The sequence below is a fragment of the Candidatus Accumulibacter propinquus genome, assembly GCF_056856495.1.
In genome coordinates, this window is record NZ_JBSEHC010000003.1 from 1,739,985 (window position 1) to 1,760,147 (window position 20,163).

Here is a 20,163-nt window from a genome sequence, read left to right on the forward strand (position 1 = left end):
TCGCCGGGAGTTCCGCAGTTTTCTTCCGGCGCGTAGCTCTGGGCCGGGCGGGCCGCTTTGCGGCGGCACCAGAATCGGATGTGGTCGCGGCGGGGGTGGCGGCCGGATCAAGGGGTTCTTTAAGCGTTTCGACCATGAGTATTCTCCGTTGACTGCTGAAACAACCTTCAGCCCGGGGCAGCAACGCGCCCAAGCAATCGGGATGCTAAAGGATACCGCGGAGCACGGCCTGATCCAGGTCAACATTGGGCAACAACGAAGGTATTACCAGTAGCCAAAATATTCGCTGCCCGGCCAGCAGAGGCATTATTTCTGCAGACCCGCCAGGCGGGAACAGCGTGCCGGCAGGATGCCAGATCAGCACGTAGACCACACTCCCTTGGCTGGCTGAATGCTTCTCCAGGCACCTGTAACGACACCAGGCATCGTGCCGGCGTTGCTGCAAGTGGCGTGCCGGCGCTCGGTGCTTGACTCGGTAGTAGTCTGCGCTCGACAATGGCGGGATTGCTCGCCGCCGGTCCCAGGCAAGTCTACAAGCGCGAAGCGCGACGGTGCTTGCCGGGCTGAGGTTACTCGATGAGGTCTGTTGCGGGGTGGCATTCCTTGGCGCCGACACGCGCGATCCCAGGGAGTCTCGTATCGCCAAGAGAGTCGGGTTTTTCTGTGACGACCAGCGTTCTCAAGGAGCGCCGTCGGTACAGGCCAGTAGCGCGGCATTGTGTGATGTCGCGATATTTTTTTGGGGGTAAAAATGCAAATCAATGGCAGTGTGTTTGTGGTAACCGGAGCAGGGTCCGGACTCGGAGCGGAAACGGCGAGCAGCCTGGTCAACGCCGGTGCGAAAGTGGTCATTGTGGATGTCGACGCTGGTGCCGGTGAGGCGCAGGCGGCGCAACTGGGGCCCAATGCCCGCTTCGCGAAGACCGACGTGACCGATGAGGCGAGTGCACGTGCCGCCATCGAAATGGCAGTGAACGAGTTCGGCGCACTGCACGGACTGGTCAACTGCGCCGGTGTTGCACCACCCAAGAAGGTGCTTGGCCGCGATGGCCCACATGATCTGGCGACCTTCGCGCGCGTGGTCAGCATCAATCTGGTTGGCACCTTCAACATGATCCGCCTGGCAGCCGAGGCCATGAGCAAGAACGAGCCGAACGAGGGCGGCGAGCGCGGCGTGATTGTCAACACTGCTTCGGTTGCCGGCTACGATGGTCAGATCGGCCAGGCTGCCTATGCTTCCTCCAAGGCCGGGGTCATTGGTCTGACGCTACCTGTCGCACGAGAACTCGCTGCGCATGGAATTCGCGTGGCGACGATTGCTCCGGGTATTTTCGAGACGCCGATGCTCAAGGGCCTGCCGCAAGCCGCACAGGATTCGCTGGGCAAGATGGTGCCGTTCCCGTCGCGGCTGGGCAAGCCCGCCGAATACGCGGCACTGGTCCGGCACATCTGCGAGAACGGCTATCTGAACGGCGAAGTGATTCGTCTTGACGGCTCGATCCGGATGGCACCGAAGTAACCAGCGGACCGCAGCAGACTTCAATCTGGCAATTTCCGTTGCAATCAAGGAGTGTCTTATGAGTGAATCAGTGGTAATAGTGGGCGCCAAGCGCACGCCAGTGGGTGCCTTTCAGGGGCAGTTTGCGGGCTTGACAGCCCCGCAACTGGCCAGCGTCGCCATCAAGGCCGCGGTCGAACAGGCGGGCGTCAAGGGCGACGATGTCGATGAAGCGTTGATGGGTTGCTGTCTCATGGCCGGTTTGCGCCAGGCGCCCGCGCGCCAGGCGGTGTTGGGGGCCGGTTTGCCGAAGTCGGTGCCGTGCACCACCTTGACCAAGATGTGTAGTTCTGCGCAAAAAACGGTGATGATCGCGCACGACGAACTGCTGGCCGGTACGGTCAATATCGCTGTTGCCGGGGGTATGGAGTCGATGACCAATGCGCCGTACGTATTGACCAGCGCACGCGCGGGCTATCGGCTTGGCAACGGACAGGTGTTCGATCACATGTTTCTGGATGGCCTTGAGGATGCCTATGAGCAAGGCAAGCTGATGGGCGCTTTCGCGGAACTGTGTGTAGACAAGTACAGCTTTTCGCGCGAGGAAATGGATGCCTTTGCCATCGAGTCGGTGACGCGTGCGCAAAGCGCAGTGACCGCCGGGGTTTTCAGCGCCGAGATCGCGCCGGTGACGGTGACCACCCGCAGGGGTGCGGAAGTGATTTCGCTCGACGAGACGCCGATGAAATGCGACGTGTCGAAGATCGCCAAACTCAAGCCTGCTTTCAAGAAGGATGGTGCGGTGACGCCCGCGAATTCCTCGTCGATTTCGGATGGCGCCGCAGCCTTTGTACTGATGCGCGAATCCGACGCGAAGACCGCCGGTCTGGCACCGTTGGCGCGGATTGTCGGGCATGCCACTTTTGCCCATGATCCTGCCTGGTTTACGACGGCGCCGGTGTTTGCCTTCCAGAAGCTGTTGAAAAAGGTCGGTTGGGAAACGAAGGACGTTGACCTTTGGGAAATCAATGAGGCCTTTGCGGCGGTGACGATGGCCTCGATGCGTGACCTCGATCTGCCGCACGACAAGGTAAACGTCAATGGCGGCGCTTGCGCGCTGGGGCATCCGATCGGCGCGACGGGTTCGCGGATTCTGGTGACGCTGCTCTATGCACTCAAGGCGCGTGGCCTCAAGCGCGGCATCGCCGGCCTCTGTGCCGGTGGTGGCGAGGCGACGGCGATTGCCATCGAAATTCTCTGATCAAATCGCTAACGAGCATGTCCACCCCGGTCTCCAGGGTGGACGAGGAGTGAATCGGATGTTGATTGACAAGAAGCACATTGGCATGAAGGTGCCGCCACATTCCGTAAATTTGACGGCGTGGCAATTGAAGTGGTTCGCCAAAGCGACGGGAGAAACCAACCCCATCTACTTTGACGAGGCGGCAGCACTCAAGGCGGGGCTGCCGGGCGTGCTGGCACCACCGACCTTCTTCTTCTGTATGGACATGGACAAGGAGCACCCCTTCGATTATCTCGAAACCATGGGCTGTGACCTTGGGAAAATGCTGCACGGTGAGCAATCCTTTACCTATCACAAACCCGTCTATTCTGGTGACACGCTGGACTTCGATGGACAGGTGACCGACATTTACGACAAGAAGAACGGTGCGTTGCAGTTCGTCGTCAAGGATGTCAAAGTCAGCCGGCAGGGCGAACTGGTGTGCGATGTGCACTCCGTGATGGTCATTCGGGCATAGGGGGACGATGATGACACTACCGAATTTTGCTGCGCTCAGCGTGGGCGACGAGATTCCTTCGTTGACTACGGACCCGGTATCGCGTCTGACTCTCGCCCTGTATGCTACGGGTTCCGGCGACCACCATCCCCTGCATCTGGACCAGGACTACGTTCGCTCGAAAGGGATTGACGACGTCTTTGCTCACGGCATGCTGGGTATGGCCTACCTCGGACGCGTACTGACCCAATGGGTGCCGCAGGAAGCGATCCGCAGTTTTGGAGTGCGCTTCACGGCGATTACCCACGTTGGTGAGCGTCTGGTGTGTACCGGCAAGGTGGTCGAAAAGCTGGAGCAAGGCGGGGAGAAATGTGTGCGTCTCGAGTTGACCTGCTCCAACGAGCAGGGCGAGGCAAAGCACAAGGCAGATGCAGTGGTGGCCCTGGCCTGACAGCAGTCGGAAGCCAGAAAAGCTGCATGATCGCGGCCGTCGACAGACGGCCGCAGTTTGATTGAAGAGTGCACTCAGTCTACCGCAGGGCATCCGCCTACCGTGGCGGTAGGCGTGTCCGACACACTGAAAGGAGATCACAGGAGTGGAAAACAAGAATCCGAATGAGCAACTGGGCGGCATCGTCAACGCTTGGGCTGAAACACAGAAGCGCATGTGGGGCGACTGGTCCGCGCTGCTGCAGAATCTCCCAGGCGGCAAGGAAAGCCCCATTGAGGCGGCAAAAAAAGGTGTTGAAGCCGCTACACAAGGTACCAACGAAGCTGCGCGCGTGCTGATGGACCGCATCACCAGTAGTCAGGGCGCAATGAACCGCGTCATGGACTTCTTCTTCAAGTCGATGAAAATCGTGGCGCCGAATCTGGAGGCCAACAAGGACTGGCGTCCCGATCTCAAGGGTTTTGCCGAACAGTGGGCCAAGGAGTCAACGGCCATGCTCGAGCGGAGTTTTGGTATGGGCTCGCATCTGGGTAGCCTCAGCGGCACGCTGAGCAAGGACTTGCCCGAAGCCATGGGCCCCTGGTTGTCTTTCCTGATGCAGGCGGCTTCGTCCGGTCACGTCGGCGAGGCGATGCTGGGCGGTACGGCCGGAATCAATCGCCTGTTGTCGATGGAGGGCGATGCCAGTGCATTGGCAGGCATCGGAGAAATTCCTCTCTTTGGTGCGTCGCGTGAGAAGAACGCGAAGTTGTTGCGCCTGGTCGACGCGGTGGTCGATCTGCGCAAGAACAGCCTGTCGTTTCACACGGCTTTTGCCGAGGCGCTGGCCAAGGCTGTCGAGGCGACCGTCGAAGAGCTTGGCAAGGTCGCGGCCAAGGGTGAAAAAATCACCGCGGTGCGACAACTGATGGGTCTCTGGTATCGCACGGCCGACAAGTCGCTGTTGGTCACGTTCAATAAGCAAGAGTTCCTCGACAAGCAGAACGCTTTCACCAAGGCACAGCAGCAATTCAAGCTCGCGCAACGCTCTGTCGTGGAGGACATCTTCCGTGGCCTGGATATGCCCACTCGCAGTGAACTGGACGAGACCTATCAAGTCATCCACGAACTAAAGAAAGAGGTCCGGGCGCTCCGGCAGGAACTGCATTCGACCGCACCTGCGAAGAACGGAGGCGTGCCTCGCAAGGCCGGGCCAGCGCGTGCCAAGAGCGAATGAGCCGAGAAGCCTCAACCTTGCTGATCCGGCTGATAAGCTAATAGACCTTTAGGAGGGTGCTACCCATGTTTTCTTTTCCAATCCAGATTCTTCCCGCCGACATCGCGGCCGAAACCGCAGCGCTCAACGCGAAGCTTGCCAAGGGCATCAACAATCTCACCAACCTGACCGACGACGATATCGACATTGGCAGCACGCCGAAGGATGTGATTTTCGAACAGGACGGGATCAAGGTCTACCACTACCATGCGCTGGTCGAGCCGTCGAAGATCATGAAGACGCCGTTGCTCATCGTACCGCCGCTGATCAATGGTTACGAGGTGGCCGACCTGCAACCGGACCGTTCGCTGGTCCGTAACCTGTTGAACCAGGGGATCGACGTCTTCCTCAACGACTGGGGTTATCCGCGCCAGGTGGACAAGTACCGGAACATGGACGACTACCTCAATGGTTACCTTGACGATACCGTGGATTTCATCCGCAAACAGCAGGGTGTCGACAAGATCGCCCTGTTTGGTATCTGCCAGGGTGGAGCCATGTCGACCACCTACGCGACGCTTAATCCCGACAAGATCAGCCACCTTGTCCTGACCGTTTCGCCAATCGATTTCGACGCCTACAAGGCGAACCACAAGCCGCATGAAGGCTTGATGTTCACCATGGGTGCCGACGCCGATGTCGAAAAGATGGTTGCCGTGCATGGCAACGTGCCGGCCACCGTACTCAACGAGTCGTTCATGATGGCTTCGCCATTTATTCTGAACTACGGCAAGTATGCCGATGTGATCGATATTCTCGACGATCGGGCGGCGCTGCAGAACTTCCTGCGTATGGAGAAGTGGTTGTTTGGCGGTCCCGATGCCGTTGGCCAGATGTTCAAGGAGTTCATTCGCGACTTCCTGAAGGGGAACAAACTCGTCAAGGGGACCCTCGAAGTTGGCGGCCGCAAGGTCGACCTGAAGGAACTGACCATTCCGATCCTCAACATTTTTGCCGAAAAGGACCACATCGTGCCGCCGCCATGCACGGTTGCCCTGGGCAAGCATGTTGGTAGCAAGGACTACACCGAGTTTGCGATTGCCACCGGGCACATTGGCATCTACACCGGTGGTCTGGCACAAAAGGTTCTGGCTCCGACGGTTGGCAACTGGATGCGCGAACGCGGCGCCTGACCGCTGTAGAAACTCGCGTCCGCCCGGACGCGAGTTTCGTGGACACGCCACGCACCGGAAAAGCCTGTCGACTGCGTGTGGTAGTTGCTGTGTGCACCCTGCTAATGGTTTGATGACGGTGTTTCCACAACCCCCGGGGCTTCTGCCATGGCCGTCGCAACAATCGCCGGCAGGCCGTGGCGGCGGCGTGCCAGGGTGCATTTTGCATCTCCGAATTGCAACTCGCGGCATGGAGAAGGGCGATGCGGATATGCGGTGCATGCCGCGCGTTGTCCCACCGTGCCTTGCAGGGCCGTGCAGCGTGGCGACTTCGTATTCGTTCCTGTCAGGCAAGCGTACCAGCGCCCCATCGGTTCGACGAGCGCCACTGGCAGGCCCATTGCATCAGCTTCTGCCCAGTAGAAAGAAACCCGAAAAGTGGCGCAGCAGGCTCCACATTGACGACATTCGACACTACTGGAGGTGGTCGAAGGCCTTTCAGGGGCTGATCGCTTCTGCGTCAGCCGGCTGTAATGCATGCGGATTCGACCCGTTTTCCAATAAACCATAAATCACTCGTTAAAGGCAGGCAAGACGATGAATAGCCACCCCTCTGACCTATTGGCATTGAACCAGGAAGGTGCAGGTCTGATTCTGACTCCCTGTCCAGGGACCAAGGGCGTTGAAGCGGCTGTGGCGCTCGAACAACTTCAGGCAAGCGGTGCGGACGCGCTGATCACCCTGATGCCCCACGCTGAAATGGCGAGCAATGCTGTCAGCGACCTCGCCGAGCTTTGTGCGCAGCGCGGTTTGCAATGGTTTCATCTGCCAATCGAGGACGAGCGCGCTCCCGATGACGATTTCGCCACGGCCTGGCAGGCGCAGCGCCAGGCCGTGCATCACTTGCTCGATACGGGGAAAAGGATTGCCATCCACTGCAAGGGCGGCTCAGGCCGTACCGGCTTGATGGCGGCGCAAATTCTCGTCGAACGCGGTTGCTCGAAAGAGGCTGCCGTAGCGACCGTCAAAGCTCTGCGGCCGAATGCGTTGAGTCTGGCAATTCACCAGGCCTATCTCGACAGACTGGCAGTTTCGTCAACGAAGTAGCCGACGAGTGGGGACGGTACACAGGATCGACCTCCTTCTGGAGGTCGATAGTTCAGGCACGAACGCCGTCCAGCTACACAGACGCCTGACCGTACCGCCGATTCTTGCCCGGCATCGTCAAATCAGGCTTGCGCCGCAAAGCAGGCACTGGCAGGCTGCCGGTGCACGCCGGACCGACTGCGGATTCCGGCCTGCAGGGTGGCGACGAACAGGCGGTCGTCCTCGCTGATATGACGCTCAAACCAGTATTCGGCATAGCGCAGGAACGAATGCGCGTCATGTTCGCCGTTGATGACGTCGCGCAAGGCCTTGCGCAGCAGGCGAAGGGTGTCCTCGTGGATCCTGAGATGATCGGTGAAGTCGAGTCCCGCCGTATCGGCGATCCGTTCTTCGGTCGCGAAATGGAGAGCGAAATAATCGAGGAGATCGGTCAAATCGTCGATGGGGATGAAATTGTCTGCGAAACAAGTCGTCTTGAGCGACTCGATGCGTCTAAATATTTCCTCATGCTGCTGGTCGATTTCCGGCAAATCGACCAGCAGCGCTTCCGGCAGCAAGCCGGCAAAATGGATCTTCATGGCAAGTCTCCTTTGCAAAGATCAAATTTCTTCTTGTCTTCGGAGTATAGAAAGAAGAATTGCGGAATTCCAGTGAAATCGAAGTTAATTCAGGCAAGTATCCCTGGTGGTGTGCCGCCGCAGGCCAGCCGGTGCAGTGACCAATCGACGCGTCGCGGATAGTTGGCGATCGCGGCGGGGTCAGGCAGGCTCAGGCTGGCGCCAGACCATACCAGAACCTGCAGCAGGATATTCCTGCCCCGTGTCTCGAAACCGTGTATAGTCTTTGCAGGAAGCAGTTTGCGCGTCGACCGGCCAGCGGTTCGTTTCCTTCCCGACTGTTTTCCCCCGGCAGTGGCCGAGCGCCCCGAACCGTCCAATCCCAATAGTCGTCGTATCCGCCCGAGCCGGCTCTGATGGTGTCGTGCCACAGCCGCTCGTTCGCAGGAGGTATTCTTGTCCCAATCGTTTGCCATGCTCGGCCTGTCGGCTGACCTCATTCGCGTCGTTGCCGAACAGGGCTACAGCGAACCAACCCCCGTACAGGCGCAGGCCATTCCGGTCATCCTCGAAGGACGTGATGTCCTCGCCGGGGCTCAGACCGGTACCGGCAAGACCGCCGGCTTTGCACTACCGTTGCTGCAGCGCCTGGCTGGATCGGGAACTGCCGCGGCGCATACCCCGCGCCGCGTGCGGGCGCTGATCCTTACGCCAACACGCGAACTGGCGGCCCAGGTCGAAGAAAGTGTGCGTACCTACGGGAAATATCTGCCGCTCAAATCAACCCTGGTCTACGGTGGGGTCAACATCAACCCGCAGATCGACGCTCTGCGGCGCGGGGTGGACATCCTGGTGGCCACTCCCGGCCGGCTCCTCGATCACTTGCAACAGAAGACAGCGAACCTCGCGTATGTCGAGATCCTGGTGCTTGACGAAGCCGACCGCATGCTCGACATGGGTTTCATCCGTGATATCCGACGCATTCTCGCGCTGCTGCCGGCGCGGCGCCAGAACCTGCTGTTCTCGGCGACTTTTTCCAACGAGATTCGCAAGCTTGCCGATGGCCTGCTGCACGCCCCCGCGCATGTGGAGGTTGCACGTCGCAACGCCGAGTCCGAACTGGTCGTGCAGCGGGTACACCCGGTTGACGGCTGGCGCAAGCGTGAACTGCTGACGCACCTGGTGTCGGCGGGTGACTGGCGCCAGGTGCTGGTGTTCACGCGCATGAAGAGCGGTGCCAATCGTCTCGCGGAGCAACTGTGCAAGGCCGGCATTGAGGCTACGGCGATTCACGGCAACAAGAGCCAGCCGGCGCGCACTCGCGCATTGGCTGGCTTCAAGGCGGGCACGGTACGTGTGCTGGTGGCGACGGACATTGCCGCACGTGGTCTGGACATCGAAGAGTTGCCTCACGTCGTCAACTTCGAACTGCCGCACGTTCCCGAAGACTATGTGCATCGGATCGGACGCACGGGACGGGCGGGGAGTACCGGCGAAGCGATTTCCCTCGTTGCAGTGGAGGAGAACGCCTTGCTGGCCGACATCGAGAAGCTGCTTACCCGCCGCATCGAACGCCAGGTGGTCGCGGGATTCGAGCCTGGTCAGGCGCCGCCGCCGCAGGTGCTGGCCGCGGCGGCGGCACAACCCACGGGCCGCGGCGGTCGTGACCATAACCGGCACAGTGTTGGCCACGCTAAGGATAGTTTGGTTCGTAGCCCGAGCGCAGCAACTTTGGCGCGGCCAGGCACGCCGGCGTCTACACCGTCGCGCAGCAGTCCGCCGCCGCAGCGTTCCAGGGCGGATGCCGGCGCGCCGTTGCCAGCGCTGTTCCGTAGCCCGGCGCGGCGCGGCGGATGAGCGCAGGTCTCGCTTCACCCCATGTATCGAAACGTCTGATCAGAGGAGTCGGCAATGAACATCTTCGTAGGTAATCTTGCGCTTGAGACGGACGAAACAGAACTCACCGATCTGTTCAAGGCCTTCGGACAGGTAAAGTCGGTACAGGTGATGCGCGAATTGTTCAGCGGCGCATCAAAAGGTTTTGGCTTTGTCGAGATGCCTGGCAAGGCACATTCACTTGCGGCAATCGCCGCGCTTGACGGCAAGGACCTGCACGGTAAACCGTTGCGGGTGAATGAAGCCATGGCCCGGGGAAGTGGCGGCATGCGGCACCGCTGAGCGCACCGCAAGCGGACACGTGGCTGTTATGGCGGCACCGCGTCGTGGTGGCGCACCGGCGGCGAGGCTTGCAGTTCGTAGTCGTAATCGATACTCAGCGGTGCGTGGTCGCTGAATCGTTGTTCCTTGTACACTGCGGCGCGTCTTGCCCGGTCGGCGATGGCCGCCGTTGCCAATTGATAGTCGAGTCGCCAACCGACATTGTTGGCCCACGCCTGGCCGCGATTTGACCACCAGGTGTAGGCTTCGCCGGTGGTGTCCGGATGCAACTTACGGTAGACATCGCACCAGCCCGCGTCGTTGAGCAGGCGGCTTATCCAGGCGCGTTCTTCGGGCAGGAACCCGGAATTCCTGCGGTTGCCTCGCCAGTTCCTGAGATCGATCTCCTGGTGGGCGATGTTCCAGTCGCCGCAGACGATGACGTCACGCCCACTCGCAGCGAGTTCGACGAGACGCGGGTAGATGAAGTCCATGAATCGGAATTTCGCTTCCTGCCGTTGCTCTGAACTCGAACCTGAGGGCTGGTAGAGGGAAACGACCGACAGGTGACCAAAATCCGCACAGAGATAGCGCCCTTCGCGGTCAAATTCGGCGCTTCCCAGAAGATCCAAGACGCGGTCTGGCTTTCTGCGCGACCACAGCCCGACGCCACTGTAGCCCTTCTTCTCGGCGCAGCAGTAGTAGGTATGCAGACCCGCCGGTGTTTTCATCTCTTCGCCAAGATCGACATAATGCGCTTTAATTTCCTGCACGCAAATGATGTCCGCATTCTGGGCGGCTAACCAGGGCAGCAGGCCTTTGCGCCATGCCGAGCGAATGCCGTTGAGGTTCAGGGTAATGATGCGTAACATACAGCTTCCATGCCGGAAAAGGCTTTATCGCAGACAAGTATGATGGACTTTCGCCAGGAATTTCTTGAGTTTGCCCTCGCGCGCGATGTCTTGCGTTTTGGCGAGTTCAAGACCAAGGCCGGACGCTTATCGCCGTATTTTTTCAATGCCGGCCTGTTCAATGACGGCGCGGCGTTGGACCAGCTGGCGGAATTCTACGCCAAGGCGATCTCCGCCAGTGGCATTGCCGTTGACGTGCTCTTTGGCCCGGCCTACAAGGGGATTCCACTGGTGGCGGTGACCGCCGTTGCTCTGGCGCGGGCAGGGCACAGCCTGCCGTTCGCCTTCAATCGAAAGGAGGCCAAGGACCATGGTGAAGGTGGCAGCATCGTCGGCGCACCCTTGGCAGGGCGGGTGCTGATCGTCGACGACGTGATCAGCGCGGGTACCTCGGTTCGCGAGTCGGTAGATCTGATTCGTATCGCCGGTGCGTTGCCCTGTGGTGTGGTGATCGCTCTCGATCGTATGGAGCGTGGTCTTGGCAAGTTGTCTGCAGTACAGGAGGTCGAGCGGGACTATGGTATTCCGGTGGTGGCTGTCGCCACTCTCGACGATCTCATGCGCTTCCTTCAACAGCGCCCTGATTTCAGGGACAACGAGGCGGCCGTGCTCCGCTATCGTCAGGAATACGGCGTTGCGCATAGCGGCTAACTTCGGACTCTTGCTGCTGGCGGTGGCGGCTGGCCCGTCCAGTTTCGCTGCCCAAACCATCTTCTGTTGCCATGATCAGTCGGGCAGGCAGGTGTGTGGCGACATCCTGCCGCCCGCCTGTTATGCGCGCGCCTATCGCGAGTTGGGTGATTCAGGGCGGACAGCGCGTGCTGTAGCGGCACCGTTGACTGCCGAGCAGCGAGCCCAGCGCGCTGCTGACGAGCAGCGGCGCAAGGAGCAGGAACGCGCACTCAATGAGCAGAAACGGAAGGATCAGGCACTGCTCAACACCTATGGCAGTCCAAAGGATATCGAGGTCATGCGTAGCCGTGCCGAGCGGGATCTGGCGGCGGCGATCAGGGCGTCGGAAGAAAAGATTGGTGAGATCCTCAAGCAACGCAAGAGGTTCGAGGACGAGGCCGAGTTCTACAGGAATCGACCGTTACCGGTCGAGGTGGTAAAAGGCCTGCGCGACGCCGACAACGAGATCAAGTCGCAGGAGTCGGTGATCGAGTCCAAGAAGAAGGATCAGGAAGCCATTCGGCTGAAATACGACGAGGATCTGCGCCGCTTCCTGGAACTCTCGCAAAGAGCGCCTGCGCGACCATGAGCATCCTGTTCGCCGGTGGTGAGCCGCGGCGGGCATGGCGTTGCACCGCACATGGAAAGCGAGCCATCACCGTTCTTGCTCGTCCGGAGGTTTACCCGGATGCCGCGCGAGGGGAGATTCGGATGCCTGCCAGACTTCCAGCATCAGGCAAGTTTCTTGCGCAGCAAATCGCTGACTCGTTGCGGGTTAGCCTGACCCCGTGTCGCCTTCATTGCCTGGCCGACCAGGGCATTGAACGCCTTTTCCTTGCCGGCCCTGAATTCGGTGACCATGCCCGGGTTGCCAGCGAGTACCTCGTCAATCAGCGTTTCCAGAGCATCATGGTCAGTAATCTGATGCCACCCCTGCTTGGCGATGATTTCGTCCGCCGAGTCAGCATCGCCGTTCCATAAGGCATCGAACACCTTCCTGGCGATATTGGTCGAGATCGTCCCGTCAGCAATGCGCGCGACCAGTTCACCGAGTTGCCGAGCCGAGACTGGTGAGCCGCCGACTTCGTGATCTTCCTTGTTGAGTCGTGCGGCGAGTTCAACCGTGACCCAGTTGGCACAGGCCTTGGCGTTCGACCGACCGGCAGTGGCTACCGTCGCCTCGTAGTAAGTCGCCAGTTCGAGTGAAGCCGTCAGCACCTTTGCGTCGTAAGGGGAAAGTCCATATTCGGCGACCAGGCGCTCGCGTCGGGCAGTGGGCAGTTCCGGCATCTGCGTACGAATCTGCTCCACCCACTGACGGTCGATCAGCAGCGGGAGAAGATCCGGGTCGGGAAAGTAGCGGTAATCGTGTGCGTCTTCCTTGGTGCGCATGGCCCGTGTTTCGCCACTGCCGGGATCGAACAGTACCGTCGCCTGCTCGATGCAGCCGCCATCTTCAAGCGTGGCGATCTGCCACTGCACCTCGTATTCGATGGCCTGCTGCATGAACCGGAAGGAATTCAGGTTCTTGATTTCGCGGCGAGTACCCAGTTGCGCCTGCCCGACACGGCGTACCGAGACGTTGGCATCACAGCGGAACGAGCCTTCCTGCATGTTGCCATCGCAGATGCCGATCCAGCGCAGCAGAGCGTGCAGCGCGCGGGCGTAAGCAACGGCCTCGGCTGCCGATCGCATATCCGGTTCGGTAACAATTTCCAGTAGCGGCGTTCCAGCGCGGTTGAGGTCGATTCCTGAGCGGCCCTGGAAATGATGGCCGGATTGCTCATGCAGGGATTTTCCTGCGTCTTCTTCAAGGTGGGCGCGGGTGAGGTGGACCGTTTTCTCGATATCACCGACGTGTATCTTCAACTCGCCGCCAAGCACCACCGGCAGTTCGTACTGGCTGATCTGATAGCCCTTGGGGAGATCCGGGTAAAAGTAGTTCTTGCGCGCAAAAACCGATCGCGGTGCGATCTCGGCGTCCACAGCGAGGCCGAATCTGATCGCGCAGTCTACGGCAACCCTGTTCAGTACCGGGAGTACCCCGGGCAGGGCGATATCGACCGCGTTCGCCTGGAGATTGGGTGCGGCGCCAAATGCGGTCGAGCTGCCAGAAAAAATCTTCGACTGGGTAGACAGCTGTGCGTGTGTCTCGATGCCGATGACGACTTCCCATTCTTTCATCACTCTGTACTCACTCTTCAAGAACAACGGGTGTCGGCGAGCTACTGGCCGGTGCCCATCGGAGCCATGCCGGCCGGCTGCATGAACATTCCCCGACGACGCCGCATATCAGTCATCAAAGCCCGTTGGGCGCTGGAGATGCCAGGGGTTGGACTGCTGGTAGCGGTGGGCGACATTGAGCAATCTGGCCTCGGTGAAATAATCGCCGATCAATTGCAGACCGGCCGGCAGCCCGCCGGCAAAGCCGCAGGGGATCGAAATTCCCGGCAGGCCAGCGAGGTTAACGGCAATCGTGTAGATGTCAGAAAGGTACATCTGCACCGGATCGGAGGCCTTCTCGCCGAGCTTGAAGGCGGTGCTCGGACTGGTCGGTCCGACGATGACGTCGCATTGCTGGAAGGCGCTGGTAAAGTCGTTGGCGATCAGGCGGCGGATGCGTTGCGCCTGCAGATAATAAGCGTCGTAATAGCCGTGGGACAGCACATAGGTGCCGATCAGGATGCGGCGCTTGACCTCGGCACCGAAGCCCTGCGCACGGCTCCGGCAATAAAGTTCGTTGAGGTCCTGATACTCCGGAGCGCGATAGCCGTAGCGTACGCCATCGAAGCGGGCGAGGTTCGAACTGGCTTCTGCCGGTGCGATCACGTAATACGCGGCTACCGAAAGGGTCATGCTGGGCAGGCTGATGGTAACTGTCTCGGCGCCGAGTTTCCGGTACTCGGTGATTGCCGATTCGACGAGTTGCATGACTTCGGGGCTGCAGCCTTCGCCAAAAAACTGTTCCGGCAGGCCGATTCGCAATCCGGCCAGAGGCTTTGCGTTGGTCGTCACAGCGAGCTCGCGGCTGTAGTCTTCGGGTGTGCGGTCGAGACTGGTCGAGTCGCGTTCGTCAAAGCCGGCCATGACATTGAGCAGGGTGGCGCAGTCAGCCGCCGATCGCCCCAGCGGACCGGCCTGGTCGAGTGAAGACGCGAAGGCGATCATACCGTAGCGCGAGACGACGCCGTAGGTGGGTTTCAACCCGGTCAGGTTGCACAGGGCCGCTGGCTGACGAATCGATCCGCCGGTGTCGGTGCCGGTTGCAGCCGGTGTCAGGCGTGCGGCGACTGCGGCAGCGGAGCCGCCGGAAGAGCCGCCGGGGACACGGCTGGTATCCCAGGGGTTGTTCACCGGCCCGTAGAACGAGGTTTCGTTCGACGAACCCATGGCGAATTCGTCCATGTTGGTCTTGCCCAGCATGACTGCTCCGGCGGCCTTGAAGCGGCTGATTACTGCCGCATCGTAGGGGCTGACGAAATTGCTGAGCATTCTCGAACCGCAGGTGGTGAGCCAACCCTTGGCGCAGAAGATATCCTTGTGTGCGATCGGGATGCCGGTCAGCGGACCACCTTCGCCTTTTGCCAATTGTGCGTCGGCCGCGCTTGCCTGCGCAAGGCTGCTGGCTGCGTCCACGCTCAGGTAGGCATTGAGCCGGGGGTTGTGGCGGTCGATGCGGTCGAGGTAGTGTTGTGTCAGTTCGACGCTCGAAATCTCCCTGTTGGCCAAGGCACGTGCGATTGCCTGGAGGCTGTGCTCAATCATTCGATGACCTTTGGCACGAGGTAGAGACCCGCCTCGGTTTCCGGAGCGATGGCCTGGAAAGCTGCGCGTTGTTCGACTGGATTGGTTTCGCTGATACGGTCCGGACGCAGGCGCTGAGCCACATCCTGGGCGTGTGCCATAGGCTCGACGCCTTGCGTATCAACCGCCTGCATCTCTTCGATCAGGGTAAAAATCTCGTTCAGGTGGCCGAGAGTGCTGCGCGCCTCGGCGTCGCTGATTTCTATCCGGGCGAGGTGAGCGACGCGGTGGACCTGTTCTAGGGTAAGCGACATGGTTACGAAATCACTAAGGTGTTAAACGGGGAGCCATATAAGGTATCATAAAAGTTTTTCCAACCGCAGCACTCGCTGCGGGCCATCACGGATTTCGCAAGCATGTTCAGTTTTCTGCGCAGTTATTTCTCCAACGATCTCGCGATCGACCTAGGCACCGCCAACACGCTGATCTATGTGCGCTCGAAGGGAATCGTTCTCGATGAGCCGTCGGTGGTGGCCATCCGTACCGAAGGTGGGCCGAACTCCAAGAAGACGATCCAGGCGGTTGGCAAGTCGGCCAAGGAGATGCTCGGCAAGGCACCGGGGGCCATCACCGTCATTCGCCCGATGAAAGACGGCGTGATCGCCGACTTCACCGTGACCGAGCAGATGCTCAAGCAGTTCATCAAGAAAGTGCACGATTCGAGACTCCTGTCTCCGTCGCCGCGGATCATCATCTGTGTGCCTTCGGGTTCGACACAGGTTGAACGCCGGGCGATTCGCGAGTCGGCAATCGGTGCCGGAGCGAGCCAGGTGTTTCTGATCGAGGAGCCGATGGCGGCGGCGATTGGCGCCGGACTGCCGGTATCGGAACCGACCGGTTCGATGGTTGTCGATATTGGCGGCGGAACGACTGAAGTCGGCGTCATTTCGCTCGGGGGCATGGTCTATGCCGGTTCGGTTCGCGTCGGTGGTGACAAGCTCGACGAGGCGATCATGAACTACATCAGCCGCAATTACGGCATGCTGATCGGGGAGAACACCGCCGAGAACATCAAGAAGCGCATTGGTTCGGCTTTCCCAGGCGCCGAAGTGCGCGAAATGGAGGTTTCGGGGATCAACAAGGCGGAAGGCATTCCCCGCAAGTTCACCATTTCGTCTAATGAAATCCTGGAAGCGCTCACCGAACCGCTCAACAGCGTCGTTTCGGCAGTCAAGTCGGCGCTCGAAAAGACCCCACCCGAACTCGGTGCCGACATTGCCGACAAAGGTATGGTGCTGACCGGTGGGGGCGCGCTGCTGCGGGATCTCGATCGCCTGCTGATGGAGGAAACCGGTTTGCCGGTGATCGTTGCCGAGGAGCCCTTGACCTGCGTCGCCCGCGGCTGTGGCATGGCGCTCGAGAAGATGGATAATCTCGGGAGCATATTCGCTTCCGATTGAGGCGCTGCGGTGTGGTTGCCGCGCGTCGCCCACTGTCAGGCTTGATTGATGGACCACCAGCCGCCACCGTTTTTCAAACGCGGGCCGGCACCCGTTGCGCTGCTTTCGTTCTATGTGGCGCTTTCGGTTGCGCTCCTGGTCGTGGATGCACGTCTGCAGACACTGGAGGTGCTGCGTCAGGCGCTGTCGATGTTTACCCACCCGGTGCAGCAACTTGCGCACCTTCCGGCACAGTTCCTCGATAACGCCGGCAATTATTTCGTCAGCGTTGCGCGTTTGCAGGATGAAAACGCGCAATTGAAAAGAGCACGCCTGGAAAACGTCACCACGCTGCTGCGTACGCAGCAACTCGAGGCCGAGAATGAGCGCCTGCGCAAGCTCCTCGGCGTCAAGGAACGGCAACAGGCTGGCGGACAGCTTGCGCAAATCCTCTATTCGGCGCGGGATCCCTATTCACGCCGAATCGTCGTCGACAAAGGGCAACAGGACAAGGTGGTTGCCGGTCAACCGGTCATTGACGACGCAGGAATCGTCGGTCAGGTGACCAGGGTGTTCCCGTTCGTTGCCGAAATCACGCTGATTACCGACAAGGAGCAGGCGGTGCCGGTGCAGATCGTGAGGACCGGTTTGCGTTCGGTGGTCTTCGGTCTCGGCAACGGACAGCTTGAACTGCGATTTCTACCGGCCAACGCCGACGTACAGAATGGTGATTTGCTGGTGACCTCGGGTCTCGACGGGATCTTCCTGCCGGGCTTTCCGGTGGCCAAGGTGGTGCACATCGAGCGTGATACCTCGTACTCCTTTGCCAGAATCTTCTGCGCGCCGCTGGCAGGCGTCGAGAATTTCAGCGAGGTGATGATTCTCGACCCACGTCCGGCGATTGCCTTGCCGGAGCAATTGGCGAAGGAGGCCGCGGGTCGGGAGGCCAAGCCTGCGGTGAGGTCGGGGTCGGCCAAGAAGAAACGCCTGAAGAGGGATTGAACGATGCAGACCAGTTACTCTTCATCGCGCATTCTGTTGCCGGTTCGTCCATGGTTCATCGGTTTCAGTTTGCTGCTGGCGCTGCTCCTCAACCTGCTGCCGACGTCGGTCTGGCCCGGGGTGCCCGACTGGCTGGCCTTGCTGGTCGTTTTCTGGAGCGTTCGCGAACCCCGCCGGGTCGGCATGGGCCTGGCTTTTCTTTTCGGACTGGCGATGGACGTTGCCGATGCGAGCTTGCTCGGACAACACGCGCTGGCGTACGTCTTGGCGGCCTATGGCGGGTCATCGCTGTCGCGCCGTATCCTCTGGTTTCCTCTGGGGCAACAGGCCTTGCAGGTCTTTCCGCTGCTGCTGCTGGTGCAGGTGGTGCAGTTCAGCGTGCGCATGCTGGTTGGCGCCGACTCGCCGGGCATGGGGTATTTCATCGGGCCATGTTTCGGGACGCTGCTTTGGCCGCTGCTGACATTCGTTCTCTTGTTGCCGCAACATCAACCGGTCGACCGTGATGCCAATCGGCCGCTCTGAACGCTACGGCGAGGCCGTTACGCGCGGCGATCGGCGCGTTGTCCGAAACGCGCGCAACACGGTGTCGGCTAAACGCCGCGCCTGAGAGGTTTGCCGTGCTTGCTCGTCAGTCGCCGCTGAACGCACCCGATCGCGAACTGCACCGCTTTCGCTTTCGTGTGGCCCTGGCCGGTTTTGCGGTCACCGCGGCCTTTGTTCTGTTGATTGCTCGCTTCGTGCATTTGCAGGTCGTTCAGCACGACTACTATACGACCCGCGCCGAAGATAATCGTATCTCCCTGGTGCCGATCGTCCCCAACCGAGGCGTCATCGTCGATCGCCAAGGCACGGTCCTGGCCCGCAATTATTCGGCATTCACGCTGGAAATCACGCCGTCGAAGGTCGACGATCTCGATGCAACGATCGAGGGTCTGGGCACGGTGATCGAGGTCCTGCCCAAGGACCGCAAGCGTTTTCGCAGGTTGCTGGAGGAGAGCAAGACCTTCGAGAGCCTGCCGATTCGCAGTCGACTGAGCGAGGAAGAAGTCGCCAGATTTGCTGCCAACCGCTACCGTTTTCCCGGTGTCGAGGTCAAGGCGCGCCTGTTTCGTCAGTATCCGCTGGGTCCGATCGCTTCGCATGCCATCGGCTACATCAGTCGCATCAACAAGCGCGACCTGGAGGTGATCGAGGAAAGCGAGGCGACAGCCAACTACAAGGGTACCGACCATATCGGCAAGACCGGGCTGGAGCAGCGGTACGAATTCCAGTTGCATGGTGAGACGGGCTATGAGCAGGTCGAGATCGACGCCGGCGGCAGAGCGATCCGCAACCTCTCGCGGACTGCTCCGGTACAGGGCAATAACCTGACCCTGACCCTCGACACCAGGTTGCAGGAGATGGCCGAAAAGGCCTTCGGCGATCGTCGCGGCGCGCTCGTGGCTATCGAACCATCTACTGGCGGGATCCTGGCGCTGGTCTCCACCCCGACTTTCGACCCCAACCTGTTCATCGACGGCATCCGCACCGACGACTGGGATCTGCTCAACAATTCGCCGGACAAGCCGTTGCTCAACCGGGCGCTCAACGGCGCTTATCCGCCGGGTTCGACGTTCAAGCCGTTCATGGCTCTGGCCGCCCTCGAAACCGGTAAGCGCACGCCCGGCCAGGCGATTTCCGATCCGGGTTTCTTCAACTTCGGCGGCCACCAGTTCCGCGATGACAAGAAGGGTGGCCACGGCAGCGTCGACATGTACAAGTCGATCGTGCACTCCTGTGACACCTACTACTATATGCTTGCCAATGACATGGGTATCGACAGCATCGCCCGCTTCATGGGGCAATTGGGTTTCGGCCAGCGAACCGGTGTGGATATCGACGGTGAGTCGGAAGGGGTATTGCCGTCGCCGGAGTGGAAGAAACGTCGGTTCAGGCGGCCGGAGCAGCAAAAATGGTTTGCCGGAGAAACCATCTCGATTGGCATCGGCCAGGGCTACAATGCCTATACGCCGATCCAGCTGGCGCAGGCGACGGCCGCCGTGGCCAACAATGGCGTGATGTTCCGTCCCCACCTCGTAAAATATATCACCGACAGCCGTACCGGCGAGCAGACCATGATCGAGCCCGAGCCGCTGCGCATTCTGCCGTGGAAGCGGCAGAATGTCGAGACGATCAAGAATGCGATGATCGGCGTCAACACTCAGGGTACGGGCGCGCGCGCTTTCGCAGGTGCCGGCTACGTCTCGGCCGGCAAGACCGGTACGGCACAGGTCTTCAGCCTGAAAGGGGCGGAGTACCGGTCGTCCAGCGTGAAGAAGGAACTGCGCGATCATGCGCTGTTCATCGCCTTTGCCCCGGCCGATCAGCCCAGGATCGCGCTCGCCGTGCTAGTCGAAAACGGTGGCTTTGGTGCCCAGTCGGCGGCACCGATCGCGCGCATGGTTTTCGACTATTATCTGCTCGGCAAGCTGCCCAAAGGGGCTGCTCATGAAGACGAAGTGGAGGGTGATTAGCGG

At 60.2% G+C, this 20,163-nt stretch carries 21 protein-coding genes; 15 read left to right on the forward strand and 6 right to left on the reverse strand.

Going from position 1 to position 20,163, the window contains the following annotated elements; all coding sequences use genetic code 11:
* The first annotated feature begins 751 nt into the window (after window positions 1–751).
* The 6 genes from AC15MQ_RS13755 (at window position 752) to phaC (ending at window position 6,076) form a co-directional block, all read left to right on the forward strand.
* A complete protein-coding gene (locus tag AC15MQ_RS13755) occupies window positions 752–1,519 on the forward strand; it encodes a 3-hydroxyacyl-CoA dehydrogenase (protein ID WP_287652678.1) in 768 nt (255 codons plus the stop codon).
* A gap of 58 nt (window positions 1,520–1,577) precedes the next feature.
* Window positions 1,578–2,759 (forward strand): acetyl-CoA C-acyltransferase, encoded by a 1,182-nt coding sequence (locus AC15MQ_RS13760; protein WP_287652680.1) that lies wholly within the window; start codon window positions 1,578–1,580, stop codon window positions 2,757–2,759.
* A gap of 58 nt (window positions 2,760–2,817) precedes the next feature.
* A complete protein-coding gene (locus AC15MQ_RS13765; RefSeq protein ID WP_287652682.1) occupies window positions 2,818–3,258 on the forward strand; it encodes a MaoC family dehydratase N-terminal domain-containing protein in 441 nt (146 codons plus the stop codon).
* A gap of 10 nt (window positions 3,259–3,268) precedes the next feature.
* Complete coding sequence (locus AC15MQ_RS13770) at window positions 3,269–3,688, forward strand: MaoC/PaaZ C-terminal domain-containing protein (protein WP_483080651.1); 420 nt, start codon at window positions 3,269–3,271, stop codon at window positions 3,686–3,688.
* Window positions 3,689–3,833: 145 nt separating this feature from the next.
* Window positions 3,834–4,904 carry a poly(R)-hydroxyalkanoic acid synthase subunit PhaE gene (locus AC15MQ_RS13775; RefSeq protein WP_287669879.1) on the forward strand — a complete coding sequence of 357 codons (1,071 nt, stop codon included), beginning with the start codon at window positions 3,834–3,836 and terminating at the stop codon, window positions 4,902–4,904.
* Between the two features lie 65 nt (window positions 4,905–4,969).
* Window positions 4,970–6,076 (forward strand): class III poly(R)-hydroxyalkanoic acid synthase subunit PhaC, encoded by a 1,107-nt coding sequence (gene phaC, locus AC15MQ_RS13780; protein WP_287652686.1) that lies wholly within the window; start codon window positions 4,970–4,972, stop codon window positions 6,074–6,076.
* 101 nt (window positions 6,077–6,177) lie between these two features.
* Here the strand turns inward: phaC and AC15MQ_RS13785 are convergent, their stop codons facing one another.
* Window positions 6,178–6,624 carry a YkgJ family cysteine cluster protein gene (locus tag AC15MQ_RS13785; protein ID WP_483080410.1) on the reverse strand — a complete coding sequence of 149 codons (447 nt, stop codon included), beginning with the start codon at window positions 6,622–6,624 and terminating at the stop codon, window positions 6,178–6,180.
* A 28-nt stretch (window positions 6,625–6,652) separates the two neighbouring features.
* Here AC15MQ_RS13785 and AC15MQ_RS13790 point away from each other — a divergent pair, with 28 nt between their 5' ends.
* Window positions 6,653–7,162, forward strand: a complete 510-nt coding sequence (locus tag AC15MQ_RS13790; RefSeq protein ID WP_287652687.1) for a phosphatase domain-containing putative toxin — start codon at window positions 6,653–6,655, stop codon at window positions 7,160–7,162.
* A 122-nt stretch (window positions 7,163–7,284) separates the two neighbouring features.
* Here AC15MQ_RS13790 and AC15MQ_RS13795 read toward each other — a convergent pair whose 3' ends face one another.
* Window positions 7,285–7,740, reverse strand: a complete 456-nt coding sequence (locus AC15MQ_RS13795; RefSeq protein WP_483080411.1) for a bacteriohemerythrin — start codon at window positions 7,738–7,740, stop codon at window positions 7,285–7,287.
* Window positions 7,741–8,193: 453 nt separating this feature from the next.
* Between AC15MQ_RS13795 and AC15MQ_RS13800 the strand changes: the two genes are divergently transcribed.
* Window positions 8,194–9,576, forward strand: coding sequence for a DEAD/DEAH box helicase (locus tag AC15MQ_RS13800; protein WP_287670168.1), 1,383 nt, complete (start codon window positions 8,194–8,196; stop codon window positions 9,574–9,576).
* 54 nt (window positions 9,577–9,630) lie between these two features.
* On the forward strand, window positions 9,631–9,897 hold the full coding sequence (locus tag AC15MQ_RS13805) for an RNA recognition motif domain-containing protein (RefSeq protein WP_287652689.1): 267 nt from the start codon (window positions 9,631–9,633) through the stop codon (window positions 9,895–9,897).
* A 26-nt stretch (window positions 9,898–9,923) separates the two neighbouring features.
* Here the strand turns inward: AC15MQ_RS13805 and AC15MQ_RS13810 are convergent, their stop codons facing one another.
* Window positions 9,924–10,748: an exodeoxyribonuclease III gene (locus tag AC15MQ_RS13810; protein WP_287669877.1), complete on the reverse strand. Its 825-nt coding sequence runs from the start codon at window positions 10,746–10,748 to the stop codon at window positions 9,924–9,926.
* 39 nt (window positions 10,749–10,787) lie between these two features.
* Here AC15MQ_RS13810 and pyrE point away from each other — a divergent pair, with 39 nt between their 5' ends.
* Window positions 10,788–11,438, forward strand: coding sequence for an orotate phosphoribosyltransferase (gene pyrE, locus AC15MQ_RS13815; RefSeq protein WP_483080412.1), 651 nt, complete (start codon window positions 10,788–10,790; stop codon window positions 11,436–11,438).
* Window positions 11,422–12,048 carry a hypothetical protein gene (locus tag AC15MQ_RS13820; protein WP_287669876.1) on the forward strand — a complete coding sequence of 209 codons (627 nt, stop codon included), beginning with the start codon at window positions 11,422–11,424 and terminating at the stop codon, window positions 12,046–12,048. The genes pyrE and AC15MQ_RS13820 overlap by 17 nt, the downstream gene beginning before the upstream one ends.
* A gap of 143 nt (window positions 12,049–12,191) precedes the next feature.
* On the opposite strand, the gene gatB is transcribed toward AC15MQ_RS13820, so the two are convergent.
* From gatB to gatC, 3 genes are all read right to left on the reverse strand, one after another.
* Entirely contained in the window at window positions 12,192–13,643 is a 1,452-nt protein-coding gene (gene gatB / locus AC15MQ_RS13825) for an Asp-tRNA(Asn)/Glu-tRNA(Gln) amidotransferase subunit GatB (RefSeq protein ID WP_483080413.1), read from the reverse strand.
* Between the two features lie 108 nt (window positions 13,644–13,751).
* Entirely contained in the window at window positions 13,752–15,224 is a 1,473-nt protein-coding gene (gatA, locus tag AC15MQ_RS13830; protein ID WP_483080414.1) for an Asp-tRNA(Asn)/Glu-tRNA(Gln) amidotransferase subunit GatA, read from the reverse strand.
* Window positions 15,221–15,517: an Asp-tRNA(Asn)/Glu-tRNA(Gln) amidotransferase subunit GatC gene (gatC, locus tag AC15MQ_RS13835; protein WP_287652697.1), complete on the reverse strand. Its 297-nt coding sequence runs from the start codon at window positions 15,515–15,517 to the stop codon at window positions 15,221–15,223. Before gatC ends, gatA begins: the two co-directional genes overlap by 4 nt.
* Window positions 15,518–15,619: 102 nt before the next feature.
* On the opposite strand from gatC, the gene AC15MQ_RS13840 reads away from it, so the two are divergent.
* From AC15MQ_RS13840 to mrdA, 4 genes are all read left to right on the forward strand, one after another.
* Window positions 15,620–16,663: a rod shape-determining protein gene (locus AC15MQ_RS13840; RefSeq protein ID WP_287652699.1), complete on the forward strand. Its 1,044-nt coding sequence runs from the start codon at window positions 15,620–15,622 to the stop codon at window positions 16,661–16,663.
* A gap of 48 nt (window positions 16,664–16,711) precedes the next feature.
* The gene (mreC, locus tag AC15MQ_RS13845; RefSeq protein ID WP_483080415.1) at window positions 16,712–17,644 is read left to right on the forward strand and encodes a rod shape-determining protein MreC; all 933 of its coding nucleotides are present in this window, start codon (window positions 16,712–16,714) and stop codon (window positions 17,642–17,644) included.
* A 3-nt stretch (window positions 17,645–17,647) separates the two neighbouring features.
* On the forward strand, window positions 17,648–18,169 hold the full coding sequence (mreD, locus tag AC15MQ_RS13850) for a rod shape-determining protein MreD (protein ID WP_287669870.1): 522 nt from the start codon (window positions 17,648–17,650) through the stop codon (window positions 18,167–18,169).
* A gap of 95 nt (window positions 18,170–18,264) precedes the next feature.
* The gene (gene mrdA, locus AC15MQ_RS13855) at window positions 18,265–20,160 is read left to right on the forward strand and encodes a penicillin-binding protein 2 (protein WP_483080416.1); all 1,896 of its coding nucleotides are present in this window, start codon (window positions 18,265–18,267) and stop codon (window positions 20,158–20,160) included.
* The last annotated feature ends 3 nt before the right edge of the window (window positions 20,161–20,163 follow it).